The organism is Pseudomonas cavernae (assembly GCF_003595175.1).
Lineage (GTDB): Bacteria > Pseudomonadota > Gammaproteobacteria > Pseudomonadales > Pseudomonadaceae > Aquipseudomonas > Aquipseudomonas cavernae.
In genome coordinates this window covers 3,122,451-3,137,930 of sequence record NZ_CP032419.1, presented here as the reverse complement: position 1 = coordinate 3,137,930, position 15,480 = coordinate 3,122,451, and the positions used below count along the sequence as shown (strand labels likewise).

Below are 15,480 nucleotides of genomic sequence, written 5' to 3'. Positions count from 1 at the left end.
CGGGCGTAGGCAATTTTCCGCACAGCTCAGGAGTAGACGATGGCCGGCATTCTCGACACGGTGGATCAACGCACCCAACTGGTGGGCGAGAACCGGCTGGAGATTCTCATGTTCCGCCTGGCCGGCCGCCAGCTGTTCGCGATCAACGTATTCAAGGTGCAGGAAGTCCTGCACATGCCGAAGCTGACCCTGATGCCGCACCGCCATCCGTTCGTCTGCGGGGTGGTCACCCTGCGCGGGCAGACCCTGCCGGTGATCGATCTGTCGCGCGCCATTGGCATGCGCCCGCAGCTGGCGGATGAGCGCAGCACCATCATCGTCACCGAATACAACCGCTCGGTGCAGGCCTTCCTGGTCAGCGGCGTCGACCGCATCCTCAACCTCAACTGGGAAGCCATCCTGCCGCCGCCGGGCGGAGCGGGACGTCAGCATTACCTGACGGCGATCACCAAGGTCGACGAGCAACTGGTGGAAATCATCGACGTGGAAAAGGTGCTGGCCGAGATCGTGCCCTACAACGCCAAGATTTCCGGCGAGCGCCTCGACGATCCGGTGCTGGCCAAGGCGCGCGGCCGCGAGGTGCTGCTGGTCGACGACTCCAGCGTGGCGCTGGCGCAGCTGCGCGAGACCTTGAGCCAGCTGGGCCTGAAGATGCACGTGGCGAGCGACGGCCTGAAAGGCCTGAACATGCTGAAAGCCTGGGCCGACAGCGGCGAGCGGATGACCGACAAGCTGCTGATGGTCTTCACCGATGCGGAAATGCCGGAGATGGATGGCTACCGCCTGACCACCGAGATTCGCAATGACCCGCGCCTGCGCGACCTCTACGTGGTGCTGCACACCTCGCTGTCCGGCAGTTTCAACCAGGCCATGGTGCAGAAGGTCGGCTGCGACAACTTCCTCTCCAAGTTCCAGCCGGACAAGCTGGTCGAGGTGATTCGCGAGCGCCTGCTGCGCGATCAGTGATGCCTTATCTGTCACAACGGACTTGAGCGGTCGCCCGGCTGCTCGTATAACCGGCATTTCTGCCCCAAGGATGCCGGCCATGTACCTCTCCGCCCTCTACCGTTACCCGCTGAAATCTGGCCGTGGCGAAAGCCTGGCCAGCGCCCGCCTGGATGCCCTCGGCCTGCAGGGAGATCGCCGCTGGATGCTGGTGGAGGCGGCCACCGGGCGCTTCCTCACCCAGCGCCTGCTGCCGCAGATGAGCCAGTTGTCGGCGCTGTGGAACGCGGCCGGCGGGCTGACCCTCAGCGCCCCCGGGCGCACCAGTCTTGAGGTGGCGCTGCCCGACCCGGATGCCGAGCTGCGCGGCGTGAGCGTGTGGCGCGACACCCTGCGGGTGCCGGATGCCGGCGATGCGGCGGCGGCTTGGCTGAGCGATTTCCTCGGCCGCGCCTGTCGCCTGGTGCAGGTGCCGGACAGCCGGGCACGCCAAGTCGACACCGGCTACGCCCAGCCCGGCGACAAGGTCGGCTTCGCCGATGGTTTCCCGTTGTTGCTGATCGGCCAGGCCTCGCTGGACGACCTTTCGGCGCGGGTCGGGCGGTCGCTGGAGATACTGCGCTTCCGCCCCAACCTGGTGGTGCAGGGCAGCGCGCCCTATGCCGAGGACGAGTGGCAGCGCATCCGCATCGGCACGCTGGAGTTCGACGTGGCCAAGGGCTGCAGCCGTTGTGTGCTGACCACAGTCGATCCGCAAAGTGGCGAGCGCAGCACCGACCGTGAACCGCTGACTACCCTGGAAACCTACCGCGAACGCGATGGCGAGGTGTATTTCGGCCAGAACCTGATCAATCGCGGTACCGGCAGTCTGGCGCTGGGCATGGAAGTCGAAGTGCTGGCGTAGGTTGGTGCTGAGGAGCGCAGCGACGAAGCCCAACGGGCGAGGGTGATTCCACGCCCAGGACTAAACCCTGCCCCCCGCCGTTGGGCTTCGCTGTGCTCAGCGCCAACCTACGCATCAGCCTCGTGCCAATTCGTATCACTGATCGTCGAAGAAACGTTCGTGCCACTCGACCAGCGGCTGCGGGGCGTTGAGCTTGTGGCCATAGATCACCGAATAAGACAGCACGTTCTGCACGTACTGCCGGGTTTCGTCGAACGGGATGCTTTCCACCCAGACGTCGTAGGCCAAGTGGTTGGTGCCCCTGAGCCACTGGCGCACGCGCCCGGGGCCGGCGTTGTAAGCAGCGGAGGCGAGCACACGGTTGCCGTTGAACTGGCCATGGATCTGGCTCAGATAGGCGGCACCGAGCTGGATGTTCTTCTCCGGGATCAGCACCTGTTGCGGCGAGCCCAGCGGAATGCCGAACTTGCGCGCGGTTTCCTTGGCGGTCGCTGGCATCAACTGCATCAGGCCGGTAGCGCCGACGCCGGAGCGGGCGTCGGCCATGAACGCGCTTTCCTGGCGGGTGACGGCGAACACCCAGCTGGAATGCAGGCCACGGTTGCGGGCCTCGCGGACCAGGGTCGGCCGGTAGGCCATCGGGAAACGCACATCTAGATCGTCCCAGTACTGTGCCTGGCTGATGGTGCGGATGGCCGGGAAATACCACTGCATGTCGTAGGCCAGGCGCGCCTGGGCGACCAGTTCATCGCGGCTGAACAGGCGACTGACGTGATACCACTCGCGGCGCCCGTCGACGATCTGGCCGCGCGCATGGAACTCCAGGGCGCGGCGGATGCCGGCGGTGTTACGCACCTTCTGGATGACTTTCGGGTCGAGCGCCAGCGGCTTGTTGTTCAGCTGATAAGGCGATTTGATCTGGTCGGCGGCCATGAAGCCGTAGAAGTCCCGCTCGCGCGCCACCGGCTGGTAGAGGGCGAGCGGCTCCTTGCTGTTCGGTTGCGCGAGTTGCAGGCTGCGGGCCTGCCAGTAGCGCCAGCGGTTGGTTTTCGCCAAGTCGGCGGGCAGTTGGCGGCTGAGCTGATAGGCAGCGTCCCAGCGCCCGAGGCGCAGCAGCAGGCGCATGCGCCATTCCGACACGGTGTTGTCGCGCAAGCCGGGGTCGTACTTGGTCATCACCGCCAGGGCACGGGAATCGAAGCGCTTGGCCAGGCTCAGGCCGATCTCGCGGGCGATGGCGACCTTCTCCTCGGTGGAGAAGGGCAGGCGCTTGCTGTAGCTGTCGAGCAGGTCGATGGCCTTGTCCGGGTATTCGCGGGCCAGGCGGCGCAAACCGAGACCGACCACATCGGCCATGGTCTGGCTGGTGGGGGTGAAGCGCGCGGTCTGGTTGAGCATCAGCGGCTTCTGCGCCACATCGAGCATTAATTGGCCCTGGCTGGAGAGCGTCGGCAGGGTTTTCACCAGGTGACTGGCCAGGCCATAGTTGCGCGCCTCGGCGGCCAGCTTGGCGCGCTTCCAGCGCTTCTCCTCGGTCAGTTGGCCGCGACTGCTCCACATGCTGAACAGCACATCACAGGCTTCCGGCTGCGACTTGCCCACCAGCCAGAGCTTCTCGGCGGTGGTGTTGCCTTCGGCCTTCAGGCCGTGGCTGAGCTGGTACTGGCCGTAGAGACAGTCCAGCTCGGTGAAGTTCATCTTCGGGTCGTAATAGTTGACGAACGTCTGCCACTCGCCACGTTCGGCCAGCCAGCGCAGCCAGCGCAGCTTCATCCAGTTGGCCTGCGGCAGGTCGCCGTGCTCGGTGAGAAATTTCTCGATTTCGGTGTTGCTCGCGCTTTTCAGACGGGCGGTCAGCTCGTCATAGGCCAGATAGGGTTCCAGCGGATAGTCGCGCAGGGCACTGGCATACATCCGGTAAGGACCGGCATCGCCCTTGGCCAGGGCGCGTTTGGCCGTGTCGTAATACTGGCGCTGCTGGGCCAGGCTGGCGGCCTCGGCGGCACTGAAGGTTACGGTTGAGAAAATGAAGCAGGACAACAGGCTGAGCAGACGACCGCGCATGACACTTCCGGGGATAACGGATACAGGGGGATGCGCGGTTGGCCGGCATCGAATGCATTTAGCTTAGCCTTTTGCCATAGGCGGGCGAAAGCACCGCGCCGGGGTGGACACATGCTGCAAAAATGCCCGGCTGGCGCCGATGTAAGTCGGGTAGAATGCGCCCCCAGTTTTCGGAGGTGCTCATGACCCTGCTCAAGTTCAGCGATGTGTCCCTGGCCTACGGCGCGATGCCGCTGTTGGACCGGGTGTCCTGGCAAATCGCCCGGGGCGAGCGGGTGTGCATCATCGGCCGCAATGGTACCGGCAAGTCTAGCCTGCTGCGCCTGGTCAAGGGTGACCAGCACGCCGACGACGGCGAGATCTGGCGCGCGCCGGGGCTGAAGATCGGCGAACTGCCGCAAGAACTGCCGCGCGCCGACGAGCGGACGGTGTTCGACGTGGTGGCCGAGGGCCTGTCCGGCGTCGGCGCCTTGCTCGCCGAATATCACCACCTCAGCCAGAACATCCATTCCGACGCCGATCTGGACAAGCTCATGCATGTCCAGCACGACCTCGAAGCGCGCGATGGCTGGCGCCTGCAACAGCTGGTGGACAGCACCCTCAGCCGCCTGCAGTTGCCGGCCGACAAGACCCTCGCCGAACTGTCCGGTGGCTGGCGTCGTCGCGTGCTGCTGGCCCAGGCGCTGGTCTCCGAGCCGGATCTGCTGCTGCTCGACGAGCCGACCAACCACCTCGACATCGGCGCCATCGCCTGGCTGGAAGAGGCGCTGCTGGGTTTCCAGGGTGCCGTGCTGTTCATCACCCACGACCGTTCCTTCCTGCAGAACCTGGCGACGCGCATCCTCGAGCTGGATCGCGGCGGCCTGATCGACTGGAACGGCGACTACGCCAGCTTCCTGGTGCACAAGGAGCAGCAGCTGGCGGCGGAAGAAACCGCCAATGCGCTGTTCGACAAGCGCCTGGCCCAGGAGGAAGTGTGGATTCGCCAGGGCATCAAGGCCCGCCGAACCCGCAACGAAGGCCGCGTGCGGGCGCTCAAGGCGATGCGCGCCGAGCGTGCCGAACGCCGCGAGCGCCAGGGCAAGGCCAATATCCAGCTGGATACCGCGGACAAGTCCGGCAAACAGGTGATGGTTGCCGAGCACATCAGCTTCGCTCATCCGGGCGGACCGAAGCTGATCGATGACTTCTCCCTGGTCTTGCAGCGCTCCGACCGCATCGGTCTGCTCGGCGCCAACGGCACCGGCAAGACCACGCTGCTCAAGCTGCTGCTCGGCGACCTGCAACCGACCGAAGGCGTCATCGAGGTCGGCACACGCCTGGAAGTGGCGTATTTCGACCAGTTGCGTCACCAGTTGGAGCTGGAGAAGACCGTCATCGACAACGTCGCCGAAGGTCGCGACTTCATCACCATCGATGGCCAGAACCGCCATGTGCTCAGCTATCTGGGTGATTTCCTGTTCAGCCCGCAACGTGCCCGCACACCGGTCAAGGCGCTGTCCGGCGGCGAACGGGCACGCCTATTGCTCGCCAAGCTGTTCAGCAAGCCGGCCAACCTGCTGGTGCTCGACGAGCCGACCAACGACCTCGACGTGGAAACCCTCGAACTGCTGGAGGAAGTGCTGCTGAGCTTCCCCGGCACCGTGCTGATGGTCAGCCACGACCGGGCCTTCCTCGACAACGTGGTGACCAGCACCCTGGTGTTCGAGGGCGAAGGGCTGGTGCGCGAGTACGTCGGCGGTTACCAGGACTGGCTGCGCCAGGGTGGTTCGCCACGTCTGCTGGGTGTCGGCGAGAGCAAGTCGGGTAAGGCCGAGATGGTCGCCCCGACCCCGGAAGCGGCCACGTCCGCCCCTGCGGTGGCCGAGGCTGCTCCGGTGGCGAAGAAGAAGCTCAGCTATAAGTTGCAGCGTGAGCTGGAAGCCTTGCCGGGATTGATCGAGGCGCAGGAAGAAAAGATCGCGGTGTTGAACGCCGAGGTCGCCGATCCGGCCTTTTACCAGCGCCCGGCGAGCGAGACCGGTGCCGCGCTGCAACGTCTGGAAACCTTGCAGTATGAGTTGGATGCCCTCTTGGAACGCTGGGCTGAATTGGACGAATGACAGGAGACAGGGATGGCGATTGAGTACCGCATCAATCTCGATACTGGGCATGAGCTGAATTACCGCATCGAGCTGGAGCGCGGCTATGACCGCGAGCGGGCTGAGCGGGCACCGGCGTGGACGCGTCTGGAGCATCAACAGTGCAGCAACTGCCCGCTCAAGCGTGAGGATTACAGCCATTGCCCGGCGGCGGTCGACCTGCATCGGGTGATCGAGGATTTCCACGGCCTGCCGGCCTTCAAGAAGGCCGGCTTCTGGGTGCGCACCCCTGAGCGCGAATACAGCAAGCAGGTCGGCCTGGAGGAGGGTCTGCGTGCGCTGCTCGGGCTGATCATGGCCACCAGCGCCTGCCCGACGTTGGCCAAGCTCAAGCCGATGGCGCACAACCACCTGCCGTTCGCCAGCAATCAAGAGTTCATCCTGCGTGCGGTTTCGCTCTATCTGGCGCGGCAGTATTTCAATCAGCGTGAGGGTCGACGCGCGGATTGGGCGCTGAATGGGCTGGTGCGGGTGTTCCAGCAGCTGCAGTTGGTCAATCAGGCCTTCTGGCAGCGGATTCACGATACCTGCGAAGGCGATTCCAACCTCAAGGCGTTCCTGAGCTTCTTCTCCATGTCGTCGAGCATGACCTACTCGCTGGAGACGCAGTTACAAAAGATTCGCCCGCTGGTGATGAGCGCGGGCGATTCGCTGGAGTAAGGCGAACCGCGCTGGCGCGGTTCGCCGCGGATTGTTACTCCGGTTTTTTCAGGCGTACGGCCAGTACGTCGCAGGGGGCGCCGTGCAGGACGTCATTGGCGGTGGAACCGAGCAGCAGGGCCAAGCCGTGGCGGCCATGGCTGCCGACGACGATCAGGTCGCAGCCCTGTTCCTGGGCCAGGCGGTGGATTTCCTGGCGCGGCTGGCCGTATACCAGGTGGCGGTTGTCGACGCTGAGCTGCGGATAGCGACTGGCGAAGCCGTGCATACGCTCGCGGGCCTGGTCGAATTGCTGCTGCTGGAGCATCGACAGGTCCATCGGCACATCGCCACCAAAGGCCATGGCCATGGGCTCGACGATATGCACCAAGGACAGCTTGGCCTGGCTGCTGATCGCGAGTTCCTGCGCACGCAGCATGACCGGATGACATTCTTCGGATAGATCGATGGCGATCAGAATGTGCTGGTAGGGCATGGGACTCCTCCTGAGGGCGATAGAGCATAAGTATGGCTGTCTTGGCCGTTGAACACCGAATTTCCCCTGCGAGATATAGTTTATGACCTGGTGGATAGTGATTTTGCTCCTGCTGGCGGGGCTCAGCCCGCTGGTCTGGCTGCGCCCCTCGCAGCACCAAGGCCGGCAGATGGCTATGCGCCTGGCTGCCCGGCGGATGGGCCTGGCCATGCAGTTGGCTCGCCAGGACTGGCCGCACTGGTTGCCGCAGGAGCCGCCGAGCCCCTGTGCCCAGTACCATAGCCCACGGCGCTCTGGGCATGCTGATAGCTGGAGCTATTGGCAGCTGGCGCCGGGGCAGTGGGTCAATCAGTGGCGCGAGCCTTGTGCCGACGCGGCGCTGCTCGAGCGCTTGGCAGGCTTGCCGGCGGATGTCTACAAGGTCGAGGCGAGCAAGCAGATGATCGCCCTGTATTGGGGCGAGCGGGGCGAGCCGGAAGTGTTGCAGCGCATTGCCGCAGCGCTGCAGGCCCTGGCTTGAGGGCAAAGAAAAGCCCGGCGCAAGCACCGGGCTTCAAACATGGCCAGGCAGGCCGGAATCGATGAGGTCGCTGCTTACAGCTTGGCTCCCGCGTACTGCGCGGAGACCGTCTCCAATCCTTCGATGATGCGATCCGCGTACTTGTTGACAAGGAACGGCACACTGTTCTCGTTGTAGTTTTGCAGAGATTTCTCGATGTAGCGCCATTTGGTGCTGACGTTTTCCAGCTCCTGCTTGATCTGCGCCGTGTTCTGCGGCGCATTCTCCATGCTGCTTAGCTTGCCGGCGAACTCCTTGACCAGTTCTTCGATCGGCCGTGCTTCGTCGGCGCCGCCAAAGAACGAACCGCCAACCGAGGCGCTGCGTGAGGCGTAATCCACGGCGATGGTCTGCATCAGCAGGCTCTGGTCGCGGCTTTGCTGGGTCAGTGGCGGCACCTGAACTGCGCCTTCCTGCTGGATTTTGTTGTACAGCTCATTGCTCAGGGCCAGCAGCTGCTGGTTGCGGGTAGTCAGCTCGGCAATCGCTTGCAGGTCGGTGACGCCCTGGTCTTTCAGCGCACTGATCAGGGTCTTGAGTTCGCTTTCATAACTTTGCCATTGCGTGTCGAACTGGGTACGCAACGCCCGAGAGGACTCTCCCGGCATCGCGCCGAGCTCCTTGAGATGGGCGTCGGTTTGCTGCAGCGACTCGTCGATCATGCGCGCGTAACGCTGATCGCCTTCCATGCCGTTGTACATATAAAAGTCGCCCAGGGTCTTCTGCGCCGCCAGGCGCACCTGGTGCAGTTTCAATAGATCGTCGGCGGGAGCGGCAAAAGCGGTGGAAAGACCGGCACAAAGCAGGGCGGTCAGCGAGATGGCAAGCCAGCGTCTCGTCATGGGTACGACTCCGTGATGCCCTTGAGGCTTCTTGTTGTTATCGCGCCGGGTGGCCCAAGCGTTTGGAACGAATGTACCTGCGGTCACCCGGTTTAGCTAGGCATGCCCGCATACCGCATTTTTACTGAGCCTGGTTGAAGTGGTCGGTATCATTTATGCCCTTTATGTCGGGCTATTAGCCGCGATGCCTGCCCATGCGCCGGCACCAAACCCGGGCTTCTCATGCTAACGGGTGGCCCCAATTGACAATTACCTGCTTTTCCACGAATGTGTGCGCACCCAAGTCAAACGGGCGTATGAAATGAGCGTTTGTCAGAATACGACGCCTTTTCAGCGGTAACCCGATTATCGCGTCGGCGGGTGTGCCGGGCTCATCGGGGCTATCCTCGAAGGCTCTGCAATGGGGATGCCCCGTTGCTTCAGGCGTCTGACGTGTACTGTTCAGCTTCCATACCGTGGAGATCAGTTGATGATTTACGAAGGTAAAGCCATCACGGTTAAGGCTCTTGAGAGTGGCATCGTCGAATTGAATTTCGACCTCAAGGGTGAGTCCGTCAACAAATTCAACCGTCTGACCCTGGCCGATCTGCGCCAGTCGGTAGACGCCATCAAGGCCGACGGTTCGATCAAGGGCGTGATTGTCACCAGTGGCAAAGACGTGTTCATCGTCGGCGCCGATATCAGTGAATTCACTGAAAATTTCAAGCTGTCGGATGAAGAGCTGGTGGCGGGTAACCTCGAAGCCAACAAGATCTTCAGCGACTTCGAAGACCTCAATGTTCCGACCGTAGTCGCCATCAACGGCATCGCCCTCGGTGGCGGTTTCGAGATGTGTCTGGCTGCGGATTACCGCGTCATGGCCGAGCGCGCTGTGATCGGTCTGCCTGAAGTCAAACTGGGCATCTATCCCGGTTTCGGCGGCACCGTGCGCCTGCCGCGCGTGATCGGTACCGACAACGCCATCGAGTGGATCGCCTCCGGCAAGGAAAACAAGGCTGCCGACGCGTTGAAACTCGGCGCCGTGGATGCCGTGGTTACTGCCGACAAGCTCAAAGAAGCCGCGCTGGACCTGGTCAAGCGTGCCATCTCCGGCGAGCTGGACTACAGGGCCAAGCGTCAGCCGAAACTGGAGAAGATCAAGCTCAACGCCATCGAGCAGATGATGGCCTTCGAAACCGCCAAGGGTTTCGTCGCGGGCCAGGCCGGTCCGAACTATCCGGCCCCGGTCGAAGCTATCAAGACCATCCAGAAAGCCGCCAATTTCGGCCGCGACAAGGCCCTGGAAGTGGAGGCCACTGGCTTCGTCAAACTGGCCAAGACCTCGGTTGCCGAAAGCCTGATCGGTCTGTTCCTCAACGACCAGGAGCTGAAGAAGAAGGCCAAGCACCACGACGAAATCGCCCGTGACGTGACACTGGCCGCCGTACTGGGCGCCGGCATCATGGGTGGCGGTATCGCCTACCAGTCCGCCTCCAAAGGCACGCCGATCCTGATGAAGGATATCCGCGAAGAGGGTATCCAGATGGGCCTGAACGAAGCCTCCAAGCTGCTCGGCAAGCGCGTCGAGAAAGGCCGCATGACCCCGGCGAAGATGGCCGAAGCCCTCAACGCCATTCGCCCGACCATGTCCTACGGTGATTTCGGCAACGTCGACCTCGTCGTCGAAGCCGTGGTCGAGAATCCGAAGGTCAAGCAAGCAGTGCTGGCTGAAGTGGAAGGCGTGGTGGGTGAGAACACCATCCTCGCATCCAACACTTCGACCATTTCCATCAGCCTGCTGGCCAAAGCCCTCAAGCGTCCGGAAAACTTCGTCGGCATGCACTTCTTCAACCCGGTGCACATGATGCCGCTGGTTGAAGTTATTCGCGGCGAGAAGTCCAGCGATGTGGCCGTGGCCACCACCGTTGCCTACGCCAAGAAAATGGGCAAGAACCCGATCGTGGTCAACGACTGCCCGGGCTTCCTGGTCAACCGCGTACTGTTCCCGTACTTCGGCGGTTTCTCCAAGTTGCTGTCCTTCGGTGTCGACTTCATGCGCATCGACAAGGTGATGGAGAAGTTCGGCTGGCCCATGGGCCCGGCCTATCTGTCTGACGTGGTCGGCATCGACACCGGCCACCATGGTCGCGACGTAATGGCGGAAGGTTTCCCGGATCGTATGGCCGTGGAAGGCAAGACGGCCGTCGACGTGATGTACGAAGCCAATCGCCTGGGCCAGAAGAACGGCAAAGGCTTCTACTCCTATGAAGTAGACAAGCGCGGCAAGCCGAAGAAAGTCTCCGATCCGGTTGCCTACGATCTGCTGAAATCGATCGTTGTCGAGCAGCGCGAGCTGAGCGACGAAGACATCATCAACTACATGATGATCCCGCTGTGCCTGGAAACTGTTCGTTGCCTGGAAGACGGCATCGTCGAAACCGCTGCCGAGGCCGATATGGGTCTGATCTACGGTATCGGCTTCCCGCTCTTCCGCGGTGGTGCACTGCGTTACATCGACTCCATCGGTGTAGCCGAATTCGTAGCCCTGGCCGACCAATATGCCGAGCTGGGTGCGCTGTACTACCCGACCGCCAAGCTTCGCGAAATGGCCAAAAACGGCCAGAAGTTTTTCGGTTAATCGCGGAACGAACAGAGCGAGAGTGAATTTATGAGCCTGAATCCTAGAGATGCAGTCATTGTCGACTTCGGTCGTACCCCGATGGGTCGTTCCAAAGGTGGCATGCACCGCAACACCCGTGCCGAGACCATGTCGGCACACCTGATCAGCGGCGTCCTGGCACGCAACACCAAGCTGGACCCGGCTGAAGTCGAAGACGTGATCTGGGGCTGCGTCAACCAGACCCTGGAGCAGGGCTGGAACATCGCGCGCATGGCGTCGCTGATGACCCAGATCCCGCACACCAGCGCCGGCCAGACCGTCAGCCGTCTGTGCGGTTCGTCGATGAGCGCGCTGCACACTGCCGTGCAAGCGATCCAGACCGGCAATGGCGACGTGTTCGTCGTCGGCGGCGTGGAGCACATGGGCCACGTCGGCATGATGCATGGCGTCGATCCGAACCCGCACCTGTCCCTGTACGCCGCCAAGGCTTCGGGCATGATGGGTCTGACTGCAGAGATGCTCGGCAAGATGCATGGCATCAGCCGCGAGCAGCAGGACGCGTTCGGTGAGCGTTCGCACCGTCTGGCACACAAGGCCACCGTCGAAGGCAAGTTCAAGGATGAAATCATCCCGATGCAAGGCTACGACGAGAACGGCTTCCTCAAGGTGTTCGACTACGACGAAACCATTCGTCCGGAGACCACCCTGGAAAGCCTGGCGGCCCTGAAGCCGGCGTTCAACCCGAAAGGCGGCACCGTGACTGCGGGTACGTCCTCGCAGATCACCGACGGCGCTTCCTGCATGATCGTGATGTCCGCCCAGCGCGCCAAGGATCTCGGCATCCAGCCGCTGGCCGTGGTGCGGGCCATGGCGGTGGCCGGCGTCGATCCGGCGATCATGGGCTACGGTCCGGTACCGTCGACCCAGAAGGCGCTCAAGCGCGCCGGTCTGACCATGGACAACATCGACTTCGTCGAGCTCAACGAAGCCTTTGCGGCCCAGGCTCTGCCAGTTCTGAAGGACCTGAAGCTGCTCGACAAGATGGAGCAGAAGGTCAACCTGCATGGCGGCGCCATTGCCCTGGGTCACCCGTTCGGTTGTTCCGGTGCGCGTATCTCCGGTACCCTGCTGAACGTGATGAAGCAGAACGGTGGTACTTTTGGCGTGTCCACCATGTGTGTGGGCCTCGGCCAGGGAATCACCACCATCTTCGAGCGCATCTAACGCGCAACGAGGTGTGAAAGCCGGGGCCGAGTGCCCCGGTTTTCATTTCTGGTCGTTTTTAATAATCCGCTGTTGGAAGCCCAGCATGTCATTGCAGCCCGGTCTTTATCGTCATTACAAGGGCCCCGAATACCGCGTCATCGGTACCGCACGCCATTCCGAAACCGAGGAAGAGTTGGTGGTTTACCAGGCGTTATATGGCGAGTACGGCTTGTGGGTGCGGCCGCTGAGTATGTTCTGCGGGACCCTGGAAGTGGACGGTTGCACCATTCAGCGCTTTGCTCTGGTACAAGCCGAACCTGACTTGTTCGCGCGGCCCTGAGAGTCGACCGGGCAAGCCCTGCGCTTGACCTTGCCTCAGTCGCCACTATATATAGCGGTGCCGCTTCAGACACCCCGCCTTTAATTTCTTAAATTCAGGAACTTTCCGATCCATGGGCAAATCGCTGGTCATCGTGGAATCCCCGGCCAAGGCCAAGACCATCAACAAGTATCTGGGCAACCAGTACGTGGTGAAGTCGAGCATCGGCCATATCCGTGACCTGCCTACCAGCGGTTCGGCCAGTGCCAGCAAAGAGCCAGCCAAGCGCGGCAAGGCTGCTGCAGGCGAGGCACCGGTGCTGTCGCCCAAGGAAAAAGCCAAGCGCCAGTTGTTCACGCGCATGGGCGTCGATCCCGAGCATGGCTGGAAAGCCAAGTACGAGATCCTGCCTGGCAAGGAAAAGGTGATCGACGAATTGCGCCGCCTGGCCAAGGATGCCGACACCATCTATCTCGCAACCGACTTGGATCGCGAAGGGGAGGCCATCGCTTGGCACCTGCGCGAAGCCATTGGTGGCGATGACAGCCGCTACAAGCGCGTGGTGTTCAATGAAATCACCAAGAAGGCGATCCAGGAAGCGTTCTCGCAACCGGGCGAGCTGGATATCAACCGAGTCAACGCCCAGCAGGCGCGACGTTTCCTCGATCGCGTGGTGGGTTACATGGTTTCCCCTCTGCTGTGGCAGAAGATCGCCCGGGGCCTTTCCGCCGGCCGCGTGCAGTCGGTAGCCGTGAAGCTGGTCGTCGAGCGCGAGAAAGAAATTCGCGCGTTCGTGCCTGAAGAATACTGGGAGATCCATGCAGATCTGGGCACGGCCAAGGGCGCCAACGTGCGCTTCGAAGTCGCTCGGCAAAATGGCGAAGCATTCAAGCCGCTGAATGAATCCCAGGCCACCGCCGCGCTGGAGAAGCTCAAGGCGTCCAGCTATAGCGTGATCAAGCGCGAAGACAAGCCGACCAGCAGCAAGCCTTCCGCACCTTTTATTACCTCCACGTTGCAGCAAGCGGCGAGTAACCGCCTCGGCTTCGGCGTGAAGAAGACCATGATGATGGCCCAGCGTCTCTACGAGGCCGGCTATATCACCTATATGCGTACCGACTCGACCAACCTCTCGCAGGATGCCGTAGAGATGGCGCGTGGCTTTATCGAGGGTGAGTTTGGTAAGAAATATCTGCCGGCCAAGCCAATTGTCTATTCGAGCAAAGAGGGCGCCCAGGAGGCGCACGAGGCGATTCGCCCGTCCGACGTCAACCTCAAGCCGACTCAGCTGTCCGGCATGGAGCGCGATGCCGAGCGCCTGTATGACCTGATCTGGCGCCAATTCGTCGCCTGCCAGATGCCGCCGGCGGAATATCTGTCCACCAGCGTCAGCGTCAAGGCGAGCGAGTTTGAACTGCGCGCCAAGGGTCGCATCCTCAAGTTCGACGGTTACACCCGCGTGCTGCCGCAACAGAGCAAGCCCGGCGATGACGACGTGCTGCCGGAGATGAACGAAGGCGAAGTGCTCAAGCTGCTCAAGCTCGACCCCAGTCAGCACTTCACCAAGCCGCCGGCGCGCTATTCCGAAGCCAGCCTGGTCAAGGAATTGGAGAAGCGTGGCATCGGCCGGCCGTCGACCTATGCGGCGATCATCTCGACCATCCAAGAGCGCGGCTATGTGACCGTGCATAACCGCCGTTTCTACTCGGAGAAGATGGGCGACATCGTCACCGAGCGCCTGAGCGAGAGTTTTTCTCATCTGATGGATTACGGTTTCACCGCCGGTATGGAAGAGCATCTCGATGATGTCGCCCAGGGCGAGCGTGACTGGAAGCACCTGCTCGACGAGTTCTATGGCGACTTCAAGAAAAAGCTCGAGCTGGCCGAAACTAGCGACAGCGGCATGCGCGCCAACCAGCCGACCCTGACCGATATTCACTGCCGCGAATGCGGCCGGCCGATGATGATTCGTACCGCTTCCACCGGCGTGTTCCTCGGCTGCTCCGGTTACGCGCTGCCGCCGAAAGAACGCTGCAAGGCGACCGTCAACCTGATTCCGGGCGACGAGATCGCCGCCGATGACGAGGGCGAATCGGAGTCGCGCGTGTTGCTCGGCAAGCATCGTTGCCCGGTCTGCAGCACGGCAATGGATGCTTATCTGCTCGACGAGAAGCGCAAGCTGCATATCTGCGGCAACAACCCGGATTGTTCCGGCTATGAAATCGAGGAAGGGCAGTACCGCATCAAGGGCTACGAAGGCCCGAGCCTGGAGTGCGACAAGTGCGGCAGCGAGATGCAGTTGAAGACTGGTCGCTTCGGCAAGTTCTTCGGTTGCACCAATGCGTCCTGCAAGAACACTCGCAAGCTGCTGAAGAGCGGCGAGGCCGCGCCGCCGAAGATCGACCCGATCAAGATGCCAGAGCTCAAGTGCGAGAAGGTCAACGACACTTATGTGCTGCGTGACGGCGCTTCCGGCCTGTTCCTGGCCGCCAGCCAGTTCCCGAAGAACCGCGAGACCCGTGCGCCGCTGGTGCTCGAGCTGATTCCACACAAGGATGAGCTGGATGCGAAATATCACTTCCTGCTTGAGGCGCCGAAGAAGGATCCGGAAGGGCGTCCAGCGGTGATCCGTTTCAGCCGCAAGACCAAGGAGCAATACGTGCAGTCCGAGGTGGAGGGCAAGCCGACCGGCTGGCGCGCCTTCTACAGCGGTGGCGCCTGGAAGGTCGAAGACAAGCGCTAAACACCCAATCGGATAAGCGCGCG

Annotated in this window: 12 protein-coding genes; 9 read left to right on the top strand and 3 right to left on the bottom strand. The window is 62.2% G+C overall.

The window, feature by feature from the left end:
- Positions 1-39 precede the first annotated feature (39 nt).
- Both D3880_RS14280 and D3880_RS14275 read left to right on the top strand, forming a co-directional pair.
- Positions 40-966 carry a chemotaxis protein CheV gene (locus tag D3880_RS14280; RefSeq protein ID WP_119894109.1) on the top strand — a complete coding sequence of 309 codons (927 nt, stop codon included), beginning with the start codon at positions 40-42 and terminating at the stop codon, positions 964-966.
- Between the two features lie 79 nt (positions 967-1,045).
- The gene (locus D3880_RS14275) at positions 1,046-1,849 is read left to right on the top strand and encodes an MOSC domain-containing protein (protein WP_420800831.1); all 804 of its coding nucleotides are present in this window, start codon (positions 1,046-1,048) and stop codon (positions 1,847-1,849) included.
- Positions 1,850-1,984: 135 nt separating this feature from the next.
- Here the strand turns inward: D3880_RS14275 and D3880_RS14270 are convergent, their stop codons facing one another.
- Positions 1,985-3,913 carry a transglycosylase SLT domain-containing protein gene (locus tag D3880_RS14270; RefSeq protein WP_119894107.1) on the bottom strand — a complete coding sequence of 643 codons (1,929 nt, stop codon included), beginning with the start codon at positions 3,911-3,913 and terminating at the stop codon, positions 1,985-1,987.
- Between the two features lie 182 nt (positions 3,914-4,095).
- Here D3880_RS14270 and D3880_RS14265 point away from each other — a divergent pair, with 182 nt between their 5' ends.
- Positions 4,096-6,015: an ATP-binding cassette domain-containing protein gene (locus D3880_RS14265; RefSeq protein WP_119894106.1), complete on the top strand. Its 1,920-nt coding sequence runs from the start codon at positions 4,096-4,098 to the stop codon at positions 6,013-6,015.
- Between the two features lie 12 nt (positions 6,016-6,027).
- On the top strand, positions 6,028-6,714 hold the full coding sequence (locus D3880_RS14260) for a DUF6901 family protein (RefSeq protein ID WP_119894105.1): 687 nt from the start codon (positions 6,028-6,030) through the stop codon (positions 6,712-6,714).
- A gap of 34 nt (positions 6,715-6,748) precedes the next feature.
- On the opposite strand, the gene D3880_RS14255 is transcribed toward D3880_RS14260, so the two are convergent.
- On the bottom strand, positions 6,749-7,189 hold the full coding sequence (locus D3880_RS14255; protein WP_119894104.1) for a universal stress protein: 441 nt from the start codon (positions 7,187-7,189) through the stop codon (positions 6,749-6,751).
- Between the two features lie 82 nt (positions 7,190-7,271).
- On the opposite strand from D3880_RS14255, the gene D3880_RS14250 reads away from it, so the two are divergent.
- Positions 7,272-7,709: a hypothetical protein gene (locus D3880_RS14250; protein ID WP_119894103.1), complete on the top strand. Its 438-nt coding sequence runs from the start codon at positions 7,272-7,274 to the stop codon at positions 7,707-7,709.
- A gap of 74 nt (positions 7,710-7,783) precedes the next feature.
- Here the strand turns inward: D3880_RS14250 and D3880_RS14245 are convergent, their stop codons facing one another.
- Positions 7,784-8,590 carry a hypothetical protein gene (locus tag D3880_RS14245; protein WP_119894102.1) on the bottom strand — a complete coding sequence of 269 codons (807 nt, stop codon included), beginning with the start codon at positions 8,588-8,590 and terminating at the stop codon, positions 7,784-7,786.
- A gap of 469 nt (positions 8,591-9,059) precedes the next feature.
- On the opposite strand from D3880_RS14245, the gene fadB reads away from it, so the two are divergent.
- From fadB to topA, 4 genes are all read left to right on the top strand, one after another.
- Entirely contained in the window at positions 9,060-11,207 is a 2,148-nt protein-coding gene (fadB, locus tag D3880_RS14240; protein WP_119894101.1) for a fatty acid oxidation complex subunit alpha FadB, read from the top strand.
- A gap of 30 nt (positions 11,208-11,237) precedes the next feature.
- Positions 11,238-12,413: an acetyl-CoA C-acyltransferase FadA gene (gene fadA, locus D3880_RS14235; protein ID WP_119894100.1), complete on the top strand. Its 1,176-nt coding sequence runs from the start codon at positions 11,238-11,240 to the stop codon at positions 12,411-12,413.
- A gap of 85 nt (positions 12,414-12,498) precedes the next feature.
- Positions 12,499-12,735 carry a DUF1653 domain-containing protein gene (locus D3880_RS14230; RefSeq protein WP_119894099.1) on the top strand — a complete coding sequence of 79 codons (237 nt, stop codon included), beginning with the start codon at positions 12,499-12,501 and terminating at the stop codon, positions 12,733-12,735.
- A 112-nt stretch (positions 12,736-12,847) separates the two neighbouring features.
- A complete protein-coding gene (topA, locus tag D3880_RS14225; RefSeq protein ID WP_119894098.1) occupies positions 12,848-15,457 on the top strand; it encodes a type I DNA topoisomerase in 2,610 nt (869 codons plus the stop codon).
- The last annotated feature ends 23 nt before the right edge of the window (positions 15,458-15,480 follow it).